This is a genomic window from Pedobacter sp. L105 (assembly GCF_009765875.1).
GTDB lineage: Bacteria > Bacteroidota > Bacteroidia > Sphingobacteriales > Sphingobacteriaceae > Pedobacter.
The window spans coordinates 406287-427667 of sequence record NZ_LMUP01000009.1 but is presented as its reverse complement, the minus strand read 5'-3'; the positions used below and the strand labels follow the sequence as shown (position 1 = coordinate 427667).

At 39.0% G+C, this 21381-nt stretch carries 18 protein-coding genes; 5 read left to right on the top strand and 13 right to left on the bottom strand.

The features are described 5' to 3' along the window. The first annotated feature begins 178 nt into the window (after nucleotides 1-178). A complete protein-coding gene (locus GSQ84_RS20220) occupies nucleotides 179-1066 on the top strand; it encodes a helix-turn-helix domain-containing protein (RefSeq protein ID WP_158799154.1) in 888 nt (295 codons plus the stop codon). A gap of 270 nt (nucleotides 1067-1336) precedes the next feature. Next, nucleotides 1337-1909 (top strand): outer membrane beta-barrel protein, encoded by a 573-nt coding sequence (locus tag GSQ84_RS20215; RefSeq protein WP_158799153.1) that lies wholly within the window; start codon nucleotides 1337-1339, stop codon nucleotides 1907-1909. Between the two features lie 101 nt (nucleotides 1910-2010). Here the strand turns inward: GSQ84_RS20215 and GSQ84_RS20210 are convergent, their stop codons facing one another. From GSQ84_RS20210 to GSQ84_RS20170, 9 genes are all read right to left on the bottom strand, one after another. After that, on the bottom strand, nucleotides 2011-3306 hold the full coding sequence (locus GSQ84_RS20210; protein ID WP_254070933.1) for a PAS domain-containing sensor histidine kinase: 1296 nt from the start codon (nucleotides 3304-3306) through the stop codon (nucleotides 2011-2013). After that, a complete protein-coding gene (locus tag GSQ84_RS20205) occupies nucleotides 3287-4660 on the bottom strand; it encodes a sigma-54 dependent transcriptional regulator (RefSeq protein ID WP_158799152.1) in 1374 nt (457 codons plus the stop codon). The genes GSQ84_RS20210 and GSQ84_RS20205 overlap by 20 nt, the downstream gene beginning before the upstream one ends. Before the next feature lie 28 nt (nucleotides 4661-4688). Further along, nucleotides 4689-5867, bottom strand: coding sequence for an ABC transporter permease (locus GSQ84_RS20200; protein ID WP_158799151.1), 1179 nt, complete (start codon nucleotides 5865-5867; stop codon nucleotides 4689-4691). 19 nt (nucleotides 5868-5886) lie between these two features. Next, nucleotides 5887-7131 carry an ABC transporter permease gene (locus GSQ84_RS20195; RefSeq protein ID WP_158799150.1) on the bottom strand — a complete coding sequence of 415 codons (1245 nt, stop codon included), beginning with the start codon at nucleotides 7129-7131 and terminating at the stop codon, nucleotides 5887-5889. Nucleotides 7132-7142: 11 nt separating this feature from the next. Next, complete coding sequence (locus GSQ84_RS20190) at nucleotides 7143-7808, bottom strand: ABC transporter ATP-binding protein (RefSeq protein ID WP_158799149.1); 666 nt, start codon at nucleotides 7806-7808, stop codon at nucleotides 7143-7145. Between the two features lie 9 nt (nucleotides 7809-7817). Further along, nucleotides 7818-9287, bottom strand: a complete 1470-nt coding sequence (locus GSQ84_RS20185; RefSeq protein ID WP_158799148.1) for a TolC family protein — start codon at nucleotides 9285-9287, stop codon at nucleotides 7818-7820. A 2-nt stretch (nucleotides 9288-9289) separates the two neighbouring features. Then, nucleotides 9290-10537: an efflux RND transporter periplasmic adaptor subunit gene (locus GSQ84_RS20180; RefSeq protein WP_158799147.1), complete on the bottom strand. Its 1248-nt coding sequence runs from the start codon at nucleotides 10535-10537 to the stop codon at nucleotides 9290-9292. Between the two features lie 171 nt (nucleotides 10538-10708). Further along, the gene (locus tag GSQ84_RS20175; RefSeq protein ID WP_158799146.1) at nucleotides 10709-13576 is read right to left on the bottom strand and encodes a UvrD-helicase domain-containing protein; all 2868 of its coding nucleotides are present in this window, start codon (nucleotides 13574-13576) and stop codon (nucleotides 10709-10711) included. 80 nt (nucleotides 13577-13656) lie between these two features. Then, complete coding sequence (locus tag GSQ84_RS20170) at nucleotides 13657-14814, bottom strand: glycosyltransferase family 4 protein (RefSeq protein WP_158799145.1); 1158 nt, start codon at nucleotides 14812-14814, stop codon at nucleotides 13657-13659. A 386-nt stretch (nucleotides 14815-15200) separates the two neighbouring features. Between GSQ84_RS20170 and GSQ84_RS20165 the strand changes: the two genes are divergently transcribed. Further along, complete coding sequence (locus tag GSQ84_RS20165) at nucleotides 15201-16046, top strand: N-acetylmuramoyl-L-alanine amidase (RefSeq protein WP_158799144.1); 846 nt, start codon at nucleotides 15201-15203, stop codon at nucleotides 16044-16046. A gap of 73 nt (nucleotides 16047-16119) precedes the next feature. Here GSQ84_RS20165 and GSQ84_RS20160 read toward each other — a convergent pair whose 3' ends face one another. From GSQ84_RS20160 to GSQ84_RS20150, 3 genes are all read right to left on the bottom strand, one after another. Continuing rightward, complete coding sequence (locus tag GSQ84_RS20160; RefSeq protein ID WP_158799143.1) at nucleotides 16120-17154, bottom strand: hypothetical protein; 1035 nt, start codon at nucleotides 17152-17154, stop codon at nucleotides 16120-16122. Between the two features lie 62 nt (nucleotides 17155-17216). After that, entirely contained in the window at nucleotides 17217-17903 is a 687-nt protein-coding gene (locus tag GSQ84_RS20155; RefSeq protein ID WP_158799142.1) for a hypothetical protein, read from the bottom strand. Nucleotides 17904-18155: 252 nt separating this feature from the next. Next, nucleotides 18156-19163, bottom strand: a complete 1008-nt coding sequence (locus tag GSQ84_RS20150) for an AraC family transcriptional regulator (protein WP_158799141.1) — start codon at nucleotides 19161-19163, stop codon at nucleotides 18156-18158. 349 nt (nucleotides 19164-19512) lie between these two features. Between GSQ84_RS20150 and GSQ84_RS20145 the strand changes: the two genes are divergently transcribed. Further along, nucleotides 19513-20232 (top strand): alpha/beta hydrolase, encoded by a 720-nt coding sequence (locus tag GSQ84_RS20145; RefSeq protein WP_158799140.1) that lies wholly within the window; start codon nucleotides 19513-19515, stop codon nucleotides 20230-20232. A 2-nt stretch (nucleotides 20233-20234) separates the two neighbouring features. Here the strand turns inward: GSQ84_RS20145 and GSQ84_RS20140 are convergent, their stop codons facing one another. Next, nucleotides 20235-20834 (bottom strand): FMN-dependent NADH-azoreductase, encoded by a 600-nt coding sequence (locus GSQ84_RS20140; RefSeq protein ID WP_158799139.1) that lies wholly within the window; start codon nucleotides 20832-20834, stop codon nucleotides 20235-20237. Between the two features lie 119 nt (nucleotides 20835-20953). On the opposite strand from GSQ84_RS20140, the gene GSQ84_RS20135 reads away from it, so the two are divergent. Next, entirely contained in the window at nucleotides 20954-21373 is a 420-nt protein-coding gene (locus GSQ84_RS20135; protein ID WP_158799138.1) for a helix-turn-helix domain-containing protein, read from the top strand. Nucleotides 21374-21381 lie beyond the last annotated feature (8 nt).

Below are 21381 nucleotides of genomic sequence, written 5' to 3'. Positions count from 1 at the left end.
ATAGCTGTAAAACAATTCAAAATCATACATTACAGAATATTATATAAATGTATATACATATTAATTAATTGTTTTATACTTAGAAAAGGATTGCCACGGTAAAATCATTTCTACTGTTTAATCCTGTAATCGTTAGTTATCCCTGTTATTCTTATTATTTTTATAACACATAAGAATAATGGATATTAATTTACCGGTTTTAAATACACTTGCAGGATCAAAAGATCATTCATCCCCAGTCCATAAACTTGCTGCAGTTATAGATGGTTTTGCCATATCCCTGGAAAGGGATAGTGTTTATGATGGTATACCTGCAAAAACCGATGATTATGAATTGGTTTTTTGTTTGAGCGGAAGTTACAAAAGAACAATAGGTCATTTTGTATTTGATGTTTATCCTCATTCTATACACCTTGTTTCCCCCGCATATATCCATTCCAGTGAACAATCATCTGAGGATCTGTTGTTATACCGCATTCAGTTTAAAAAAGAATTCCTGACCACTAATTTTCTAAAGGAAAATATTTTAGATAACCTGTTGGACGTTAACCCTGACTATCCCCCAATTTATGGTGTATCCGAAAAAAGCTTTATCTCCATCAAAGCTTTATATGAAAAGATAAAACACGAGAGCGTGGAAGAAAATGCTTTTCATTTGCCCCTGATCAAACTGATGGTAATGGAATTACTTTATGAGATGAACAGGGCATGTGAAAAATGCCTGTTAAACTCAACCCGGCATTTGAGCAGACAATATCAACTGGTTAACCAGTTCAAAAAACTGGTACAGGACCGTTTCTTAAATTTGAAAACCGTACAGGAGTATGCAAACCTTCTTTTTGTGTCTTCAAAATACCTCACTGAAATCGTTAAAAGTGAAACCGGCCAGAATGCACTGCATGTAATTCACAACCGTCTTTTCCTGGAAGCGCAATATTTATTATCCTCTTCGGGATTAAGTGTAAAAGAAATAGCAGAACAGCTAAACTTTGATAACAGCTCCCACTTCAGCCGCTTCTTTAAACGCTTCGCCGGGGTTAATCCTTCAGAGTTTAAAAGCCGGTAAACCCCTCTGTTTCCTTTCTCATGACACTGCCGTGATCGCATAAAGTGATAAACGGAAAAATTGGTCTTTCTAACCGATTTATTGGTATTGATAGGCCTTCAGATCGGTCTTACCTTTGACTTGTCAATAAGAAACAACAGATCATGAAATCAGAAAACTTACAAAACCTCAAAAGCAAATTACTTCCAATTTATTTTGGAATCTATAATATCTTAACCATTATCTACAGATAATATAAAAACAACAGTACGATCTTATATAAATACAATCATGAAAAATTCAATTAAAATTAGTGTTTTAGCTTTATCATTATTATCAGTTTTTACTATCAATGCAAATGCACAAGACGGCACGCCTAAATCAACGACTGACGGATCTGGAATCAGATTAAGTATAGGTCTTGATGCCGGATTACCACTAGGTAAATTAAAAAACAATTACAACTGGAGTGGAGGTGCTTCCGTTGAGGCCGATATGCCAATTATCAGAGATCAGTTCTACTATACAGTTAAAGCCGGTTTTACCGATGTATTTGCCAGTAACACAACTACAGCTCCGGATATGCAATTGATTCCTGTTAAAGCTGGTTTGAAATACTTCTTTATTAAAAATGTGTATGTACAAGGTGAAGCAGGTGCCGCATTTGTAACCAACAAAACAAGTTTAGGTTATACCAAAGCTGCTGCATTTGTATATGAGCCACAAATTGGCGTGTTATTTAACGTAGGTGGTAAAAATAGTATCGATGCAGGTGTTAATTATCAGAACATCGGCGAGTTTTATGACAATGGTACCCACAGCGGTATATTGGGATTAAGGGTAGCTTATTCTTTTGGTCTATAATTAAACCTGCTTTTGCAGGCGCCATTTCATTACCTCTACAGTCTATTGACAATAGAAAAAGGCAGCCCCTCAGCAAAAGGGACTGCCATTTGTTATTTCAGCTAAGCTAAAATGGTAAATTCTGTTTCACCATCGGTATTTACACCCAGGTTAAACTGGAAACTGTGATTGATCAATATATCTTTGATCAATGTAAGGCCTATCCCCTGTCCATCAGTCTTGGTACTAAAAAAAGGACTGAATAACTTCGGCATCAATTCTTCTGATATTCCTTTACCATTGTCTCTGATGGTTAGTTGCCGGGGCAGGTTTGCTGTTATAAATACAATCCTTCCACCTGCTGTCTGGTCGATAGCCTCTATAGCGTTTTTAACAATATTGATCAGTACCTGTTCCATTTGCAGCTGATCTGCGTTGATTTCAAGGGGGATAAGAGGAAAATCATAGACAAAGGTTATTCCTTTTATTCTGGCACTCTCAGCTAATAAAGTGGTGACCGAAAAGATCATCTCCTGTACATTCAACGATACTTTATGAGGTTCGGGCAGGCGCACCACATCTGCCAGGTTACGCATAAATTTATTCAGGTTATTATTCCGTTCTATGGCTACCTCCAGCGCATTAATTAAACTGCCCGCTGTTTCAGTTTCCTGATACCAGGTAGAGGCAGATTGTAAAATAGAATTTACGGGACCGATCGTATTATTTACTTCATGTGCCATCATTCGGATCACATTTCCATAAGCCTTTTTTTCTGCTTCCTGCAATTCTGTAGTCAGCTCCTGAACAATGATAAAACGTCTTGGAAAACCCTGATCGATAAATTCCGAAACCTGTATTTTATAGGTTTCAGCACCATGAAGGGTAACACCCTGTTTATGCTCCTGCAGCAAATTAGCTATTGCATTATAAATAGGGTGATCAATATCTTTCAGCAGCCAGCCTTCTATGGTAATGGTATGCGCCATCCTTTTCACTGCAGGATTTACTTGTTGTATCCTGTTGTCGTGATCCAGAATAACTATACCTACCGGTGAATTAATAATCAGCTTTTCTAAAAAAAAGTGTTGCTGTTGTTGCTGAGTCCTTTCTTTACGTAATTCTTCTATCATTTGGTTGTATACCCTGATCAGCTGATCCATTTCCAGCATGCCAACTTCTACCAGTTTCACGTTAAAATCCCTATCCTTTATCGCCTGTGCACCATTTACCAACAATTTCAAGGGCCTGATCATCTGGTTAAACAGTTGCCAGGAAATCAATAAAGAACCAAAAATGACAAGTTCGGCCAGAATAAAAAACAATTTAGATTCCTGAAAAATATAAAAGCTCATGCCTAGTGCTATCCCATGTACGGCAATAACAAAAAGCAGGTATTTAGTCCGAAGTTTTATCATAAGGTATATTATATTTATCCAGGCGCCTGTATAATGCACTTCGTGTTAAGCCTAACGCCACTGCTGCCTTACTGATACGGTGATGGTGAAACTGCAAAGCTCTTTTGATCATCAGAATTTCCGTTTCTTCGAGCGTAAGGCTGCCTACTTCGGGTAACTGAGGCTCAACAGACTTAAATACCGAGCCTTCCAATTGAGATTTAAAGTCTTCAATATCCAGCTGTGACGACCTGCTCACCAGAACAGATCTTTCCACGATATTTTTCAGCTGCCTGATATTACCCGGCAGCGGCAGTTGTTTTAACCATTTCATCGCCCCTGGCGTAATGCTAATCTCCTTGCGGTTATAAAGTTCTTTAAGGTTAGCGGTCATAAAATCTACCAGTAAAGGGATATCACTGTTCCTTTCTCTTAATGGAGGTAGTTTTAGTGTAATCAGATTAATCCGGTATAAAAGATCCTCTCTGAAAGTGCCTTTAGCTACCATCTCGGTTAGGTTTTTATTGGTTGCACAGATTACCCTGATATCTACTGTTTTTGTTCTGCTGCTTCCCAGAACTTCAAAAGTCCTGTCCTGTAACACCCTGAGCAGTTTTACCTGGCTGCCTGCATCCAGATCGCCTATTTCATCCAAAAATATCGTTCCCTTATTAGCCATTTCAAACCTTCCTATACGGTCGGTACGTGCATCTGTAAAAGCCCCCCTTACATGACCAAACATCTCGCTTTCAAACAAAGAAGTAGAAATACCGCCCAGATTTACTTTTATAAAAGACCGGTTACGGCGCAGGCTGTTGTGGTGTATGGCTTCGGCAATCAACTCCTTTCCAGTACCACTTTCTCCGGTGATCAGTACCGAAGCATCTGTTTGAGCAACCCTGCCTGCTATTTCCAGCAGGTTTAGCATTTTCTCGTCCTCTGCGATTATAGATTGAAAATCATATTGTTTATCCAGTTGCTTACGCGACGAAGGTTTACCTCCGGCATGCTGCAAATCGAGCAATGTTTTTACGGATTGCAGCAAATAATCATTATTCCAGGGTTTATTGATAAAATCATTAGCCCCCAGTTTCATTCCTTCTACAGCCAGTTCAATACTAGCCCAGCCAGTAATCAGGATAACCGGAACCGCAGCATTTAATTCCCTGATCTGTTTCAGTAAATGCATTCCCTCTCTGCCACTGGTTGCAATAGAAAAATTGAGATCCAGGATAATCAGAGAGATCTTTTCTTTACTCATGATCAAAAGGGCTTCGTTTGCTGTAGCAGCAGCCACCACAGCATATTTCTTTTGTTCCAGCAAAAGTAAAAGGGAAGTACGTACAGCTATATCATCATCTATGATCAGGATCATCTATTTTTATTATAAATCAAAAATATCGTTAATCTTCATGTAATGCAACTGCCGGATGAATCGAAGCCGCGTGTTTTCCAGGATAAAGCGCGCAAAATATAACCAAAAGATAAATAAATACAATTGAAAGGAACAGGGAAGTCAGATAAATAGGAGCCGGAAGATCAAAAACATGTAACAAAGGAAACTGAATGGCAAAGAAAGATCCAATGATCAGGGAAAAAGTTGCCAGTACTAATGCTTCTCCAACCAATTGAGAAGAGACACTAAATGCGCTGGCGCCAATAGCCCTGCGTAAACCAATTTCCCCCCTGCGTTTACTGATGTTATACCACAATACACCAAATAATCCTAATGCTACGTTGAAGATCAGGAAACTAGAAATGATCATTAAAATAATCATCGGAATTAACACTTCCAGATTTTTTTTCCTTCTGGCTTCAGTTAAATGGCCTATTTCTACATTACTGCCCTTGGATGAATTTGCAATGAGCTTGTAAACCTTACTTTCAAAATTGGCGTCTGCATCAGGAGAAACTTTAAGGAGTATTGTACTCATGTAGGCAACACTTCCGGTATCACTAATGGTATACATTTTTGGGCCTGGCGCCAGAAAATCACCTTTATCTTTCATATCTTCAACTACTCCAATAATTTTCAACTGATTTTCGTTTTTATTACCTAAAACCGTACCTACAGGATTTTTAATCATCAATTTTTCTACTGCCACCTGATTGATCACAATGGGAGAATATTTAACTGCTCTATCTTGGTTTTCAAACCATCTTCCACTAACTAGCTTTAAGCCAAGTACTTTTCCATAAGATGTTTCACCTCTGTACATATCAACTCTGGAGACATCATGATGGAGATAAGATAGACCACTCATTGTAGATGAATTAGAAAATGGAGTATTATTGCCGGTATAACTCACTGCTTTTATTTGAGGTAAAGAAAGCAAGGCATTTTTAAGGTTTTCATGAACCAATAACAGTGAATCTTTATTTTTTGACAACCCTGTAGAACCAATGTTTACAGTCCATACGTTTTCATAAGTCATACCTGCAGGTTTTTTATAATTCCGGTAGAAATTCACCAGTAAAGTAAATACCGCAAAAGTGACGATAAAAGAGATAAAGATTTCTGAAATCAATAAGAAGTTTTCCTTCTTTTTATTCCAGATCAATTTGAATAGATGCCTTAACATAGTAGTTCTTTTAATTTGATTAATTATTTGCTTTTAATGCGGTAACCACATTTAGTTTAGACATTCTCCATGCCGGGTATACACCAGATAACAGACCAAAAATCAGGCATGCCAACAAACCATAGAACAGCACAGTCAGATTAATATGCATCTTCAGATTTGGAACAATCTCAGCACTATTGATGAGATAAATCACTATTGATGAAAGGACAATCCCCAATACACCACCAAGAAAGGTTAAGATTAAATTTTCTACAATGAATTGATACGTAAGGGTCTTACTGGATGCTCCAAAGGCTTTCCTTACCCCTATTTCAGATGACCTTTCCATAATACGGCTGATATTGATATTGACCAGATTGATGGTTGGCAGCAGCATAAAGAAAAAGATGAACAGGCCGAAATAAAAATATAGTGTACTCAATCCATTATCAGGTTCCGAAGAAAGACTACGGCTGTAGCCCTCCAGGTAATAATCCGCATAACTATTGATCACATTCATATTATCTTCTGTTTTATCAATAGGTAGTTTTTTAACCATCTCCAAATATTCTGCCTTGATCTTCGGAAGATCGGTCTTTGAATCTGCCAGCATAGTAGCAGAAAAACCGCCCATCAAATTACGGGTTTTAAGATCCTGCTTAGATAACGTATAGGGAAGGTAAAGATCTGCATAACAGTAAAAGTCTAAATAGGGAGCTGTTTTTACCACACCAGTAACCCTATATTTTATATCATTCGCTTCCAGATATTTCCCTGTTGCCAGAACATTTTTGCCAAAATAATTATCCCTTGCATCTTCTGAGATGACCACTACATGATCTGCATTTTTCAATTCCTGTTGATTATAGGGTTTACCTTCTATAAACTGAAATTGGTAAACTTCCCAATAGGCAATATTTGTATATTTCTGTTCGAAAACTATCTTCTTATTATTTTGATAAGCATTGGTATTCTCAGCCTCCGTATAGATTGCCAGCTTATAAGGGGTTTTTAAGGTAGAAACATAATGCTGATAAAAATATAAGGTAGGTGAACCTCCATTGAAATAATCATTTTTTGTCGACCTGAATATCATTTTATTGATATACAATTCTCTATCCCTGTTTATATCAGGATAAGAAGGACTGAGCAAATGATCTAGAAAAGAAGTCAGCACAATCAGGATGGTCAGTGTGAAACTGATACCAAACAGACTAATGAAAGTAAAAAACTTCCTCCTTTTTAATACAGCAATCGCGATTTTAAAGTAATTTTTGAGCATAATTATAAAGATTATAATACCTGTGAACCATCAAACAAACGTACCAGGCGATGGGTGCGCTGCGCCATATTTGCATCATGGGTAACCATCACAATGGTGGTGCCGTCTACCCTGTTTAATTCCAGCAGGATGTTCATAATTTCGTCGCCCATTGCACTGTCCAGATTACCCGTAGGCTCATCAGCAAGAATGATCTCCGGACGGCCAACAATTGCCCTTGCTATCGCTACGCGCTGTCTTTGCCCGCCAGATAATTGTGTAGGAAAATGTTTGATCCTGTTGCCTAAACCTACTTTGATCAATGCTTCAGTGGCCCGCTCTTTACGTTCTTTAGCTGTGGATTTCCGGTATAACAGAGGTAATTCTACATTGTCCAGCACTTGCAGGTCGTTGATCAGGTGATAACTCTGAAAAATAAAGCCAATCTTACTGTTTCTGAAATGTGCCAGTTGTGCATCTGGCATTTGCTGTGTTGTTTGACGGTCGATTAAAACATCCCCCCTGGATGGCATATCCAGCAGTCCCATCAAATTGAGCAGGGTACTTTTACCGCAACCTGATGGCCCCATAATAGACAGGAACTCTCCCTTTTCCACATGAAGGCTAATGTTATTTAAAGCCAGTGTTTCAATCGTATCCGTACGGTAAACTTTTTCAATATTGTTTAGTTGTATCATATCATCAAATTAATTAGCGTTATAAGTTATCTTTTGATCTTTTTCAAAGTCGTATAGGGAAAGGTAGCGAAGCTGATAATAAGCTCCCCAGAAATCTTTTAAGGAGTTAATGTTATCACGTTTGGCCTGGTCATTTTCCTGGAAAGCGATGCTCAGGTCGGTGATACTCAAATTCCCCAATACATAGCGTTCTTTAGCAATCTGGTATTTTTCTGCGGCAATCTCTTCTGCTTTTGCCGTGAGCACTAATTGTCCCTGCATCATGTCAAATAAATTAACCTCTGTGATGATCTTCTGTGTGAATATCTGCTTGTCCTGCTCTACTGAATACTGTGTAAATTTTTGGTTGGCCTGTGCTGTTTTTGTCCTTGCCTTTTGCCTCCCCCAGTCTAAAATAGGAATAGTTAAGGTGAGCTCTACCAACTGCTGGTCTTGCGGCGACTGATACACCTGCCCAATCTTTACCGCACTTTTAGAAAAGCCCAGTGCCGTATTTAAATTGGCATTCAGGCCATTATCTCCTTTAGCTTTAGCTACATCCCGTTTGGCTTCTTCCAGCCGCCGCCCAAAAGCGATCGCGTCAGACCTATTCTGAAATGCCTCCGCCAGTGCTTTTTCCGCACCAATTTTCATATCAATAGTAGATTTAGGCATCAGCAACCTAATCCCGCCTGTAGTTTGCAGGCCGGTATAAGCTTTCAGGTCGAAAGTGGACTGTTCCATATCCCTTCTGGCTATACCTACAGCCTTTTGTGCCTTCAGTTCTTCCAGTTGCAATTGCAGGATCTCATTCCGGGTAATTTTTCCCATCTCAAATTTTGTATCGGCAATCTGCATAATGCTCCTGGTGTTTTTGAGATTGGTTTCTGCAATCTGCAGATCAACCTGTGCCAGCAGCAAAGCAAAAAAATAATCACTGGCAGTCATGGCAATCTGTTCCATCGATTCTATATAAGCCTGCTGACTTTCGCTTAATTTAAGCGGCTCTATACGTTTGTCCCATTTCAGCTGGTTAAACTGGAACAACGGCTGGGTGTAAGCTATTCCGTAAGGTGCTCCATTATATAAACTGGTGTGATCACTAAAATTATCATAGCGCTGCAGGCTGGAAGTACCGGATATTGTTCCTCCGGTTTGTGTTACCTGCTGGCTAAAAGCGAGCGCAAGGGAAGAATTATTGTTATTTACGGATTGAAAGACAGTTGTTCCATCTGGCTGGATCACGGCAACGGAAGACTTGGTGTATCCTGGTAAAGTTCCGCTCAGCGACAACTGTGGCTGATAATTTGATTTATAGGTCATCCATTCCCAATAATGTGTTTCTTTTAATGTTGCAGCCTGTTTAGAGGCAATAGACCTGTCCTTAGCCATAGCTACAACCTCCTGTAAATTAAGGTTCAGTGTATCCTGGGCATGCAGACTAAAATGATTAAAAACTACCATTAAAAAAATAAGACAGAAAGTAAAATAGAGTTTCATAGCTAAGGTTGTATTTTAATTTCGCTACTGTTCTTAAATTCGCTCATATCTGAGGTAATGATCACATCACCTGGTTTAACCTGATCCTTCAGTTCTACATAATCAAAATTACTCAGCCCTGTTTGCACCAACTTTTTCTCAGCCATCCCATCCTTTACCACATAAATATATTCTGCCCTTCCCCCTTTAAAAGCCGGACCGTTAGTTACCCGCAAAACATGATGGTGATGTGCAGTCACCAAAAATACATCTGCTTTTAAATTTGGCCTGAACAGCTTACTATTGCGGTCGTCAGGCTGGATATCAAAAGAGACCACTCCATTTTGTACGGCAGGGTAAATATTAACCACCTTTCCCCGTACCTGCAAATCATTGATGCGGATAATCGCTGTCATACCGTTCCTTAACTGATCAATGTAGCTATCGGAAATTGTTCCTTTTATTTTAAAACTGGACAGATCGGCGATGCGCGCGATGACCTCACCAGGCTGTATTGCAGCGCCAATATTTTTATTTACCCAGGTAACCACGCCGCTTCTGCCGGCTAATACATCTGCCTGTTTTAATTTTCGGGATAACTCGGTAAGTTCATTCTGCTGTATACTTGCCGCCAGCTCTACCTCTTTGATTTGCAGGCGCATCGTCTGCTGTTTATTGGAAATCTCATTTTCCAGCTGCTTTTTCTCCAGCTGTGCTACCTGCAGGTTGAGTTCTGCCTGTTCAATATCTTCCCTTGTGCCCCCGCCAGCCTTCAACAGACGTTTTGCATTTTCTACTGCAGCTTTTAAGCTATTGATACGTAACTGCTTAATTGCATTGTTGGATTTGATATCATAGAAACTCTTATCAAGGTCAAGCTTAATTTTACGGATATCATTTTGTTTGGATTCCAGCTGGAACTTCAGCTTACTATATTCCATCTGTGTGGCAGACTTATCCAGGGTAAGAATTGACTGCCCTGCTTTAACAGGTGCGCCGGCATCTATTAATACTTTTTGAATAGAAGCACTGATAGGGCTGCTGATCACTTCTTCAAATTCCGGAAGAACTTCCCCTGCAGCATTAACCGTATTTTCCATCTCTCCCCATTCCACTGTTGACGTAATGATCTGGGATCTGGTTAATGTGGAAGCGAAAGCAGAACGCAAACACCATATAGAAACAGCCAATAGTACAATACCAGAAAAAATATAAATTACATTTTTCCTTTTTCTGGCAATGACTACGTGTTGTTCTATATTGCTATCCATAACGAATGATTTAACCATTCAATTCAAAGGACATGCCACGCATAAACGGCTACAATACAGTAATTTACAAATTTTACAGGTTTTAAAAACGTCCGGTATCGGACAAGCTGTTCTATATCGGCACAAAATATAGGTCTACACAAAAGTTCATGTCCGCAATAGAAGTAAAAATTAAAAATTACTGTGCAGCGTTACCGAATCCAGCACAACATCCGGGTTTTGGCTAAGCTGTTCACGGAACAGGCGCAACAATTTAGGATAATACACCAAATGTTCCTCATAATTTTCTATAACAAAATCAAGGTCAATGTTATCATAAACATTTACCCAATTACCGGCTACCAAGACCTCCATCAACGGATGTAGCGCATATAGTCCTTTTTTAAGTCTTACAAATAATTTTTTATTCCCCGACCCTTCCCTATTCAATTCATTTTTACTCAAAACGGAAGAAATATAAGCCTGTCTGGTTCTGTATTCAGGAACAATATGATCAGCTATATGGTCAAAAAACTCCATAAAATCTGCCGTCTGGAAACCGGGGAAAATTGAGTGCGGTTCAATATTATGGGGCTGGCCTAAACGGTTACAGCCATTTGCAAGGTGCATAGACATCGTTACCAGCATCATATTGAGCATGACAAACTCGGCCTGGTGATTGCCGATCTTCACCAGCTGGTTATTGATCTTTACCTTTATACTTTCTGGTTTCAGCTGATGGTAAAATTCATTCAGTATGCCCGGATCATTTCCCGGATACACGTATTTCTGGCGTAAAACTAATTGAAAAGCATTTCTCCCTAAATTATCCTCCAGATCTACTTTAGCCTCATTTTCTAAAAGATAATGCATTATCTTCTTCGAATTCATCATCACACTGCACATCAATGGAGTTAAATTCACCTCATTTCTAAAGTCCATTCCATACTTCATTAGATGGGGTTCCAGGCCTTTAAGGTTATCCAGAAAAAATAAATTGATCAATCCTAAATTAATTTCTGCGTCGCCGGTGGTTACCCAATCCCTTGCCAGACGATATTTTAGGTTGGCCAGAGGGACGCCATACTTTCTAAAATTATATAAAACGATATAAAAATAAAACCTGTCTTTAGCTTTCTTATTGTACACTTCAGGATTTAAGGCTTGTGCCAGTAACTCAGGAAAATCTTTCCGGGTGGTTACCTGCCACGTTACGGGTTTAAGCTGCAGTATCTGTTCCCTTATGGCATCGGCCTGCTCCTGCTTGCCCTGCATTTCCAGTCGCCTGGCTTCCTGCTGCCATTCATCCTTACTTGAAGTTTGATTGGTTAACGAAGATTCCTGCTTAAAATCTATCAGTCCCAATAAGCCTAGTAAAGCATGATTCTTATTTGCTTCGATCATGAACAGGTTTTTCACCGCCCTGGTAATCCCCACATATAAAGAATTCACATAAAACTTATACTCTTCGAGCGATTTATCAGCCTTATCCCTGGCCCTTGCAAAAGTAAGGTTTTCAGGAAGCAGGTCATCTTTTGTTACTCCCCGCGTTAACTCCCTGAATTCACTATCATAAGTAGAGATCGTATTGTAAAGGATAATATTTTCATACTCTAATCCCTTGGCTTCCTGTATAGAAAAAAGTAAGGGGGTACCATAAAACTTTCTTGCCGCAGCTTTATCCTCATTTCTAAGTACCAGCACTGCAAACTTTGTAGACAAGTTGGTTTTTGAATTAAGCTCTATGTTGGTCTTGTTATTATTTTCCAGATATTCTACCTTACCTGTCTGGTTAGAATTAGGGATCACCAAATAGTTACTTTCCTTATCGATAGAACCGAACCTGGCATTTTTGATCAGCAGAAGCTGATTGGCCAAAGCTGTTACTTCTGGGGTATTCCTGTAATTGGTTGCCAGTACCCTGATAATGTTAGCTTTCAGGTCCTGCTTATAAAAAAGGGTTTTCACCTGTGCCCAGGAAAAGAAATTAGGATGAACAATCTGGTTGGCATCACCGCAGAGTACAAAATTTGCCGGATGGCGAAGTGACTTTAAGATCAGCATCAGCTGTACATTGGTCAGGTCCTGTACTTCATCAACGATTACATAATCGTATATAGGCTTTACCTGATGCAGCAGCTCAAAAGAAACAATATTACTATCAAAATACTCACCTCTAGCTATCCATGCCAAATATTTCGTAAACAGATCATAGACCTGCCCGCGTTCGGCAATAGAAAAAATAGATTGCTTAATGCCTAGTGCCAGGTACTCATCCAGTGAAAGCCAGGCTTTATCTATCATTGAACCTGTGATCACCCCTTTAAATTCTTCGAATATCCTATAGGCATCTTTAATTTTATGGCTTTGGGTATACCTGGATATCCAGCGTTCAAAATTGATGAAATCGGCCTCTCTGCCGGGCGGCATAGAGATTGTCGACAAATATTCATAAAAGGACAGAAAGGAAACTTCCTGCAAATCGTTTTCATAACCAAATGAAGAATACAAATGGCCTGCATTTTCCACCAGGTAAGAAGAAAGCGTGGTATACAATACGTTACCTTTCAACATCTTAAGCTTCTCCAGAGTTAAAGCTGTTTTACCACTTCCGGCAGAGCCGATGATGATGCCCGGAGCCGGGAGAAAAAGTATTTCTTCCTGCATTTCATCAAAAGAAAGGATCTTGTCCAGTAAATGAAAGGAATTTTTTCGGGGATTGATATAACTTACCGCCCGCATTTCTGATTCAGGTATATCCGCTTCGGCATATAACGGAACCAGTTTATTTTCATCTAACTTTGCGCCATTCAGAAATTTCGATTTTTCGTAAGTATGATTATGGATAACTTCGAGAATGAAAATGTAAGTTTCACCCTTATATCTTCCAATCTCAAACAATAAGCGGTTGGTATCATCCAGTTTTGCCCGGTAATAACCATTGCTCATCTTCTTCGCATCGGCGGCAGGGAAATCACCTGCTGCCAGGAATTTACTCACCTTATCTATTTTCTCACCCAGCTTACCCGGATTCAAATCATCATAAACAAGGACTTTCATAAATGGCAGATTTTAATTTAAACAACATAATCAATTGTAAAATTATTAAAATTCTATTTATAAAAAAAGCTTAACCGAATTTAAGTCTTTAATACAGAATTATATATGCTGATCAGTTTATCTGCATGAAGTGCAGGACTATATTTTTTTTGGTATGTTTTCCTGGCATTTTCACGGTAAATAGCCTTTTCCTCGTCAGGCAACGCCTCATAATATTCTACCTTAGCACGCAGGTCTTTATCATTATTGGTTTCAAACCTCAGGCCATTATATCCGTCATCTACCATATTTTTAATATTCCCCAGGTCGGACGCTATTACAGGTGTTCCCTTAGAAAAGGCCTCAGCGATCACCATTCCAAAGGGTTCAAACCACAAGGTAGGAAAAATCAGGGCGCTGGCATGTTCCATCATATTAAAAACATCCTCTTTAGGTTTACGCCCCATATAACGAATATTTGGGTAATGCTGTCCGTAACCTTTAATCAGAGGCACCAAAGGGCCTTCCCCCACTACCTTTAAAAAAATTCCGTTATCAGCAAAAGCCTCCAGCATTGCCGGAATACCTTTATCATAAGTTAGAGTACCCACGTATAGATAATAACTTTCATCTTTTTCAATCTGTCCATCCGGATAGGTAAAACTAAAATTAGGTTTAATTACCATACGGTCTGCTATGCTTTTTAGCTTAGACTGTTCAAAAATATTTTTCGCAAATTCACTGTACACAATAAAGCGGTCTACCTTGTTCCATGTTCCAAGCAGATGGTGCAACAGCATAGAAAATGAAAGCCATAGACTGCTGGAATAGGAATTCATAAACATTCCCTGTTTAATTGCTTCTACAGGAAAACGCTGGTTTATGGAATCCATAAATAACTTCTCATTATAAAAGAGGTTACCTGTAGGACACAGGAGCCTGTAATCATGCAAAGTGGATACGATTGGAAGTTTAAAATGCTTCACGGCATAAATTACCGAAGCAGAACCTGCAAAATGAAGGTTATGAATATGGACAACATCTGGCTTAAAAGCCCGGATCTTTCTTTTTGTAAGCCGGTAAGATCTAAAATTAAATGGAAGCTGAAGCTGATCCAGATGGGGTTTTCTACTTTCATTGTTAAAAATAAGGACTTCTGCTGTTATACCATGGCTCCGCAGCAGTTCGATCTGATTGGCTACTACACTATCTTCCCCGCCCCTGAAAATATAGTGGGTGTGTATAAATAATACTTTCATTCACAAGTTATTTCACCAGTTCATTGCAATTAACTGGTTGAATTAAACATTAATTATATTTGGTTCGGTTACCTACGTATTTATTTAAAACCTGGATCTATTAAAGCTCAGTAAAATTATCGGACGGAAATAGCGAAATTTCAAAAGCAGTATTTATTGTTTTCAATTCGGGTGTTTTCCAAATTAAAGCAAGTAATTACCTCATAACCAACATATCACGTTAAATCAAGCAATTAATGTTATAAAACCCATCAATCCCGCTACTAAAATCTGATGCTGCTAGAAAGAAAAAACGATTGAGCTAAACACCAAACTAATAGATGGTCAAACTAATTTTAAAATTTTAACGTTTAATCGTAAATTTGAAGTCAAAAGAACTTATTCTGATGTCCTACATAGATAAAAAACAAATTTCATTCAAAACCATACTTACTGCGCTCATCCTGTTCAGTTCCTGTTCTATATATGGGCAGACTGATTCTACGGTTAAACAATTAGTACCTACCCCTGCTCCTGTTCCAGGTAAGCCAATGCTTATTTTTGTTGATGCCGGCCACGGCGGTCAGGATGGTGCTACACGCGGATTATTTTCTAAGGAAAAAGACGTGGCTTTAATGGTAGCCCTTCAACTAGGACAGACTATTGAAAAAGAAATTCCAAACTCCAAAGTAATGTATACCCGTACCGAGGATGTATTTATCCCACTGTATGAGCGGATAGATATGGCAAACAGGGCTCATGCCGATCTGTTTATCTCTATCCATTGTAACTCTATGCCTGCAAGTATGAGGGGCAGAACAAACGTTACCGGCGTAGAAACTATTGTTTCGGGTTCCGGAAGACTGGGTCAGCAGGATGTAGCGATCAGGGAGAATGCTTCTATCTTATTGGAAAAGGACTACAAAGATAAATATGAGGGATATGACCCGAATGATCCGGAGAGTTTTATCATTATGTCATTAATGAAATATGCTTATCGCAAACAAAGTATTAAACTGGCTACATTGATCCAGCAGCAGTATATCAAAACCGGACGTGTAGACCGTGGCGTAAAAGAGCAGAGCCTTGCGGTACTGGCTAAGGCAGGTATGCCTGCTGTGCTAACTGAGATTGGTTTTATTAGTAATCCGGGTGAAGAAGAATATATCAACTCAGCGGCTGGCAGGGAAGAAATTGTTCAGAATATCACCAGCGCCATTATGGAATACAACAAGGAGATGATTGTTAATTAAAATTTAACAAAAAAAAACCCGGAGTCATGAACCCCGGGTTTATCTACCTGCTCAGCAGCAGGCAAAGATAGCCTTAAGTATTATCCTTAAATCTTTTCAGTATCCTTCTTCCCAGATCAAAAGTTAACCTGAAAGCCTCCTGGTTGCTGAACTTATTCTGTGTATCGCTATGTATACTCAAGATAAACTGACCTTTAATATGGTGGTATAAAAACGGTGTATACATCAGGTCGAGCCTGTTATAGCGTTTCTGTGAGTAAAAGGCGTCTCCATAAGTAATATTAGATCCATGCCCTGCATAAAACTCATCAAATGCCGCAAAGCGGTGGTAACCGGCATATACACTGGCCACAAACCCTTTTTTCAACTGGATACCGTCTAATCCTCTTGTTCTTTCAATAGAAGTCATTCCACCTGCCTCAACAGATAACGAATCCAATCCTGTTTTACTGGTCAGGTCTAAACCCAACCTGATCTGCGCGCCCCCATTATCAATGATATAATCATCAGGTAAAGTGATGGCAGCATGGGCATCATGCAACATGAAAAAATAATGAGAAATATAAAATGGGCCCGACAAGCTGGGTTTGTACTTACCTTCAAAACCAAACAGGAACTGTTCACGGTTTACATCGGTCTGGCGGCTTACCCAGTCAATCCAGCCGGTTTCACTAAAATGGTCGTTATGATAACGGGCCAGCAAACCCTGGATATTAGGGCGGTAATATTGCAGCGTATCGGAAAGCAGTGCCCTTGGATAATTATCTATCAAACCTTCTCTCGGGAACTCTCCTGCATCAAACAGCCACTTAGAACTCTCAAACTTATAATATGCTACCGGATCTACCTTTAAGAAATAAGGGGCACCGCCAAACTCATGTATACCATTGGCACCAACAATAAAATGGTTGAGGCTGTCTAAATTCAAACCGAAGTCCAATGCCAGGCGCGTACCTGAAAAGGTATGGGAACGCGAAAGAAAGTCTTTATACTCACGGTTGTCCATAAAGCCCAAACCGTTAAAATTCATATCTACACTCTCCTGTGCTAAGGAAACAGTAGTTGTTAAAGCCAAAATAAAAAGGAGCAGGTAACATTTTCTAATCATAGTGCAATTATAATTAAATAAGCGATTAGTATCACCTCTTACTTGGAAATACATTTGTCATTTCAGCTCCAGAATCCCTGCACGTTAATCGTACCCTTAAAATCACTGCATCGTTTCAGATACTTCCTCAGCTGCACTGACGTAGCTGTATGACCGGCTATATAAACTATTTCATCGGTTAAGCATTGTTCTTTTAACCACGAAAGTAAGGCAGTATCGCATTTTTTTTCCTTTAGGGCTTCTAAACTACTGTCAAAATATTCTGTAAATTCACTGGCATGTGCTTCATTATTAAAACTTACAGCTCCATAAATCGTTTCATGACCATTGGTTAATTGTTTCAAAGCAAGAAAATGTCCTACACTGCTGCTATCCCCCAGACACAGGATTTTTTTTCCAGGCACAGGCTGATGGGCTGTAGCCTTAATGCCCAAATAAAAGATTTGGTCGCCCCTTTTCAAAGAAGCAGCCCACTTACTTCCGCGGCTATTTTGTGAAGCACTTATACATAAAGTACAGGTATGCGTTTCTTCCTCCCATAAAGCAGGTGTATAATCACGATAGGTGTAATCTGCCACCTTTACCTTGATGTACTGTACGCTGTTCCAGTTTTCCATATTTACATCAGGCAAATGCAGGTCTATTTCAAAAAAAGTATTCAGGTTCCAGTTTCGTACCGCTAAAACCTTGCCTTTTTTAAGCATTCTGCTTTCCAAAACAGAAAATGCTTTCTTTTTAATCGTATTCATCCTAAAAATTTTACACAAAAAAACAGTAAAAACAGGCGTTTATCAAGAGATAATAACAGGTTAAGGTTGGACTTTTAGCGGTAACCTGTTCGAACGAAAAAGGTTCATAATCAATTAAAATAACGGATATTAACAAAGTCTATCCAATAGGCTGGTTTAAACTTTAAGTATGAAATTATTAAGGTCTGAATTCTTTATCAATGAAAGAATAACGTTTTATAAAAGCCGAATATAAAGCAAGTACCAAGCTTATCAAAGGCAGTCCTTTCCCCCGCGATATTGCTTTCTGAATTGCAATGGCGAACAGCCAGCAACTTTAGCAAACAACCTGGAAAAATAAGTATGATCTTCGTATCCTAATGAAAATGCAATCTCTTTCACATTCATATCACTATAATACAATAAACGTTTGGCTTCAAGGATAATCTCCTGATGTATCCAATAACCTACCGGGAAGCCGGTTATAGATTTTACGGCTTCAGTGAGATAAGATAACGAAAGATATAAAGCCTCTGCATATTCGGCCGGGCTTTTAAGGGTTTTAAATTGACTGCTCAACAACCTTTTGAACTCTCGTGTAATGATCTCCGGTCTTGGGTTTCGCTTATCTTTAATAGGTTCATTGGCCTCATAAACTGCCGCCACCATACCGATATAAGCGGAAGCCAAAGAATGTAGTATCTGATCATTTATTCCTTGCTGTAAAGGCTGTTGATATACATCATATAACAATTCAACACTGCGGGAAATCTGTCTGGCCTGATCCGGTAGGGGCTCAAGCGATTGATGGTGTAAAACCAGTTTTTCAAAAATGTCGCGGTACTTCAGGTCTACCAGAGAAGTATCAATTGCCATAAAAAAAAAGCTGGATTGATGAACAATATTTATTTCATGCACTTGTCCGGGCATCAGATAATGCACGGCAAAACCATTTACCTCTATCTTTTTAAAGTCTATTACAAATTCTGAATACCCGCATTCCTGAAGTATAAAAATATAATGATCGTCTCTATGGGCCTCCATACGTTCAAAACCAGTGTTATCCGTACTGAAAAAACGTTTCATATAGATGCCCAGGCCTGTAGTTTCCTTGAGCTTATGAACCGGTATTTTTGCAGATTTTTGATTTAGTTTACGCACGGTTAAACATAGTACATTTCCTATTAAAATCAAATATTTAAGCAATTGCGTGGTCTCATTTTTTACATCGCTCATTCTATTAACAGAAATGACAATAACGATAGAATATATTTCCTTCATTTTAAAATAAATTTTTAAATATCATTAAAAGAGGCATATTTGTTTATTAATTAAAATAAATAAAAACAAAGAGAACCTTGCCAGAATTTGGGGATGCTATCTCCAACCTGAAACTACAGAAAATGGTTTATTATGCATAAGGGTTTCATTCAGCACTTTATGAACAACCTATGTTGAAGACATTATCATGGCATGGGAACACGGTCCGGTAGTAGAATGCAGGTCAACTGTAAAATCCCACAAGCGTTGATGCAAACCTTTTTTAAAATCTTATATAGCCAAATTTTGCAATAACACTTCCTGGCTTGCGTTTAGGATTTAAAATAATGTTATAGCTCAAACATTCTTCATGAAAAACATAATGCGTGCCCTGCTCTTATTCTTTTTCTACTCCTCCCCTTTGGCAATTTATGCGCAACAAACTTTACACACTGATCTTAACTTAAAATACCTGATCAAAGAACCAGCGGTTAAAACAGCTAAATCGCCTCTAATCATATTACTGCATGGTTTTGGCAGCAACGAAACCGACTTGTTCGATCTTGCAGCTAGTTTTCCGAAAAATTTCATCGTAGTATCTGCCCGTGCCCCAATGAGTTTAGGACCAGATGCCTATCAATGGTTTGGCAATAAAACAGTCAAGGGCGTTACCGAGGGAGACGAAGGAGATCTGAAGCGCAGCAGAAATAAAATTAAAATCTTCATTGTGGCCATTGTAAAACAATATCATGCAGATCCTTCCCAGGTATATCTCTGTGGGTTTAGCCAGGGGGCGATGATGAGTTATGAAGTGGGCCTTACCTCTCCGGGACTGCTAAAGGGAATTGCGCCTTTAAGCGGCAGGATTTTCGATTCGTTAAAACCTGAAGTTAAAAAATCGGCATCGCTTGGCCACTTAAAAGCTTTCATTGGTCATGGCGATGCCGATAATAGAGTTGATCCTGTTTCTGCTACCCATGCAGCAGCTTACTTAAAAAAAATGGGTATGCTACCCTCGCTTCATTTTTATAAAGGAATGAGTCATTCCATTAGCGACAGTGAAATACAGGATCTCGTCAAATGGCTTTAGAATTACAGGACAATACTGTCAATTCCTTTTTCCAAAGCAGTTTCCATTATACCGGGAACAGCTGTACCTTCTACACGAAATACAGAAATATCGCTTATACCAATAAAACCAAAATAAGCTTTTAAGAAAGGCACTACGAAATCATAAGGCTGCATAGGTCCTTCAGAATAAACACCTCCCGACGCAACAGCAATGTAAAGCTTTTTACCGTTAATCAATCCCCTGGGGCCGTTCTCGTCATAAGTAAAGGTCTCTCCTTTCCTGCTGATATGGTCAATCCAGGCTTTCAGTGTAGAGGGAATGCCGAAATTGTATAAGGGGGCATCAATCACAATAATATCTGCATCTTTAATTTCTTTGATCGCGGCATCAGAATGTTTAATGGCTTCAAGGTCTTGCGGCGTCCTGCTATCTTCAGGAGTAAAAAATGAAGTCAGGTGAGCTTCTTCCAAATGAGGAAACTGTTTTTTGACAAGGTTGCTTTCCGTAACCGTACTGCCTGGATAAGCAGCTATTATTTTATCCACGATTGCATTACCTAATTTAATGCTGAATGAACTATCGCCCCGTGGGCTTGAAATGATATGAAGTATTTTTTTCATAATATTTTATTGCTAAATTTTTTATAAGACAAACTTAGCTATCTTAGCTATGGATATGATACTACTATCCCAAAGGATAGCGGTATCCTTTGGGATAGTTACCTATATTTGAACCAATTATGGAAACGCAAAAAGAAAACACCACTGCCTTGACACGCCCTTTTATTGATCCCAATGTTACTCAGGCAGCCTGCAATGGGGCTATTCATGCGGTTAAAGATGCTTTATATGTATTGAACGGTAAATGGAAACTTCCGTTAATTGTTTCCTTAATGGATGGGCCAAAGCGCTTCAATGAAATACAGCGTGCCCTGGGGGAAATCACGCCTAAAATTTTATCCAAAGAACTCAGGGAACTGGAGCTCAATGAATTTGTGCTGCGCAAAGTATTTTCCACAGTTCCGGTTACTGTTACGTATGAACTAACCCCATATAGCGGCTCCTTAAGCAAAGTATTGGAAGAACTAAGAAACTGGGGAACAGAGCACAGAGAAAGGATTGTAACCAGCAGACGCCAATCTATTTCGGTCGAGAAATAAATTAATTA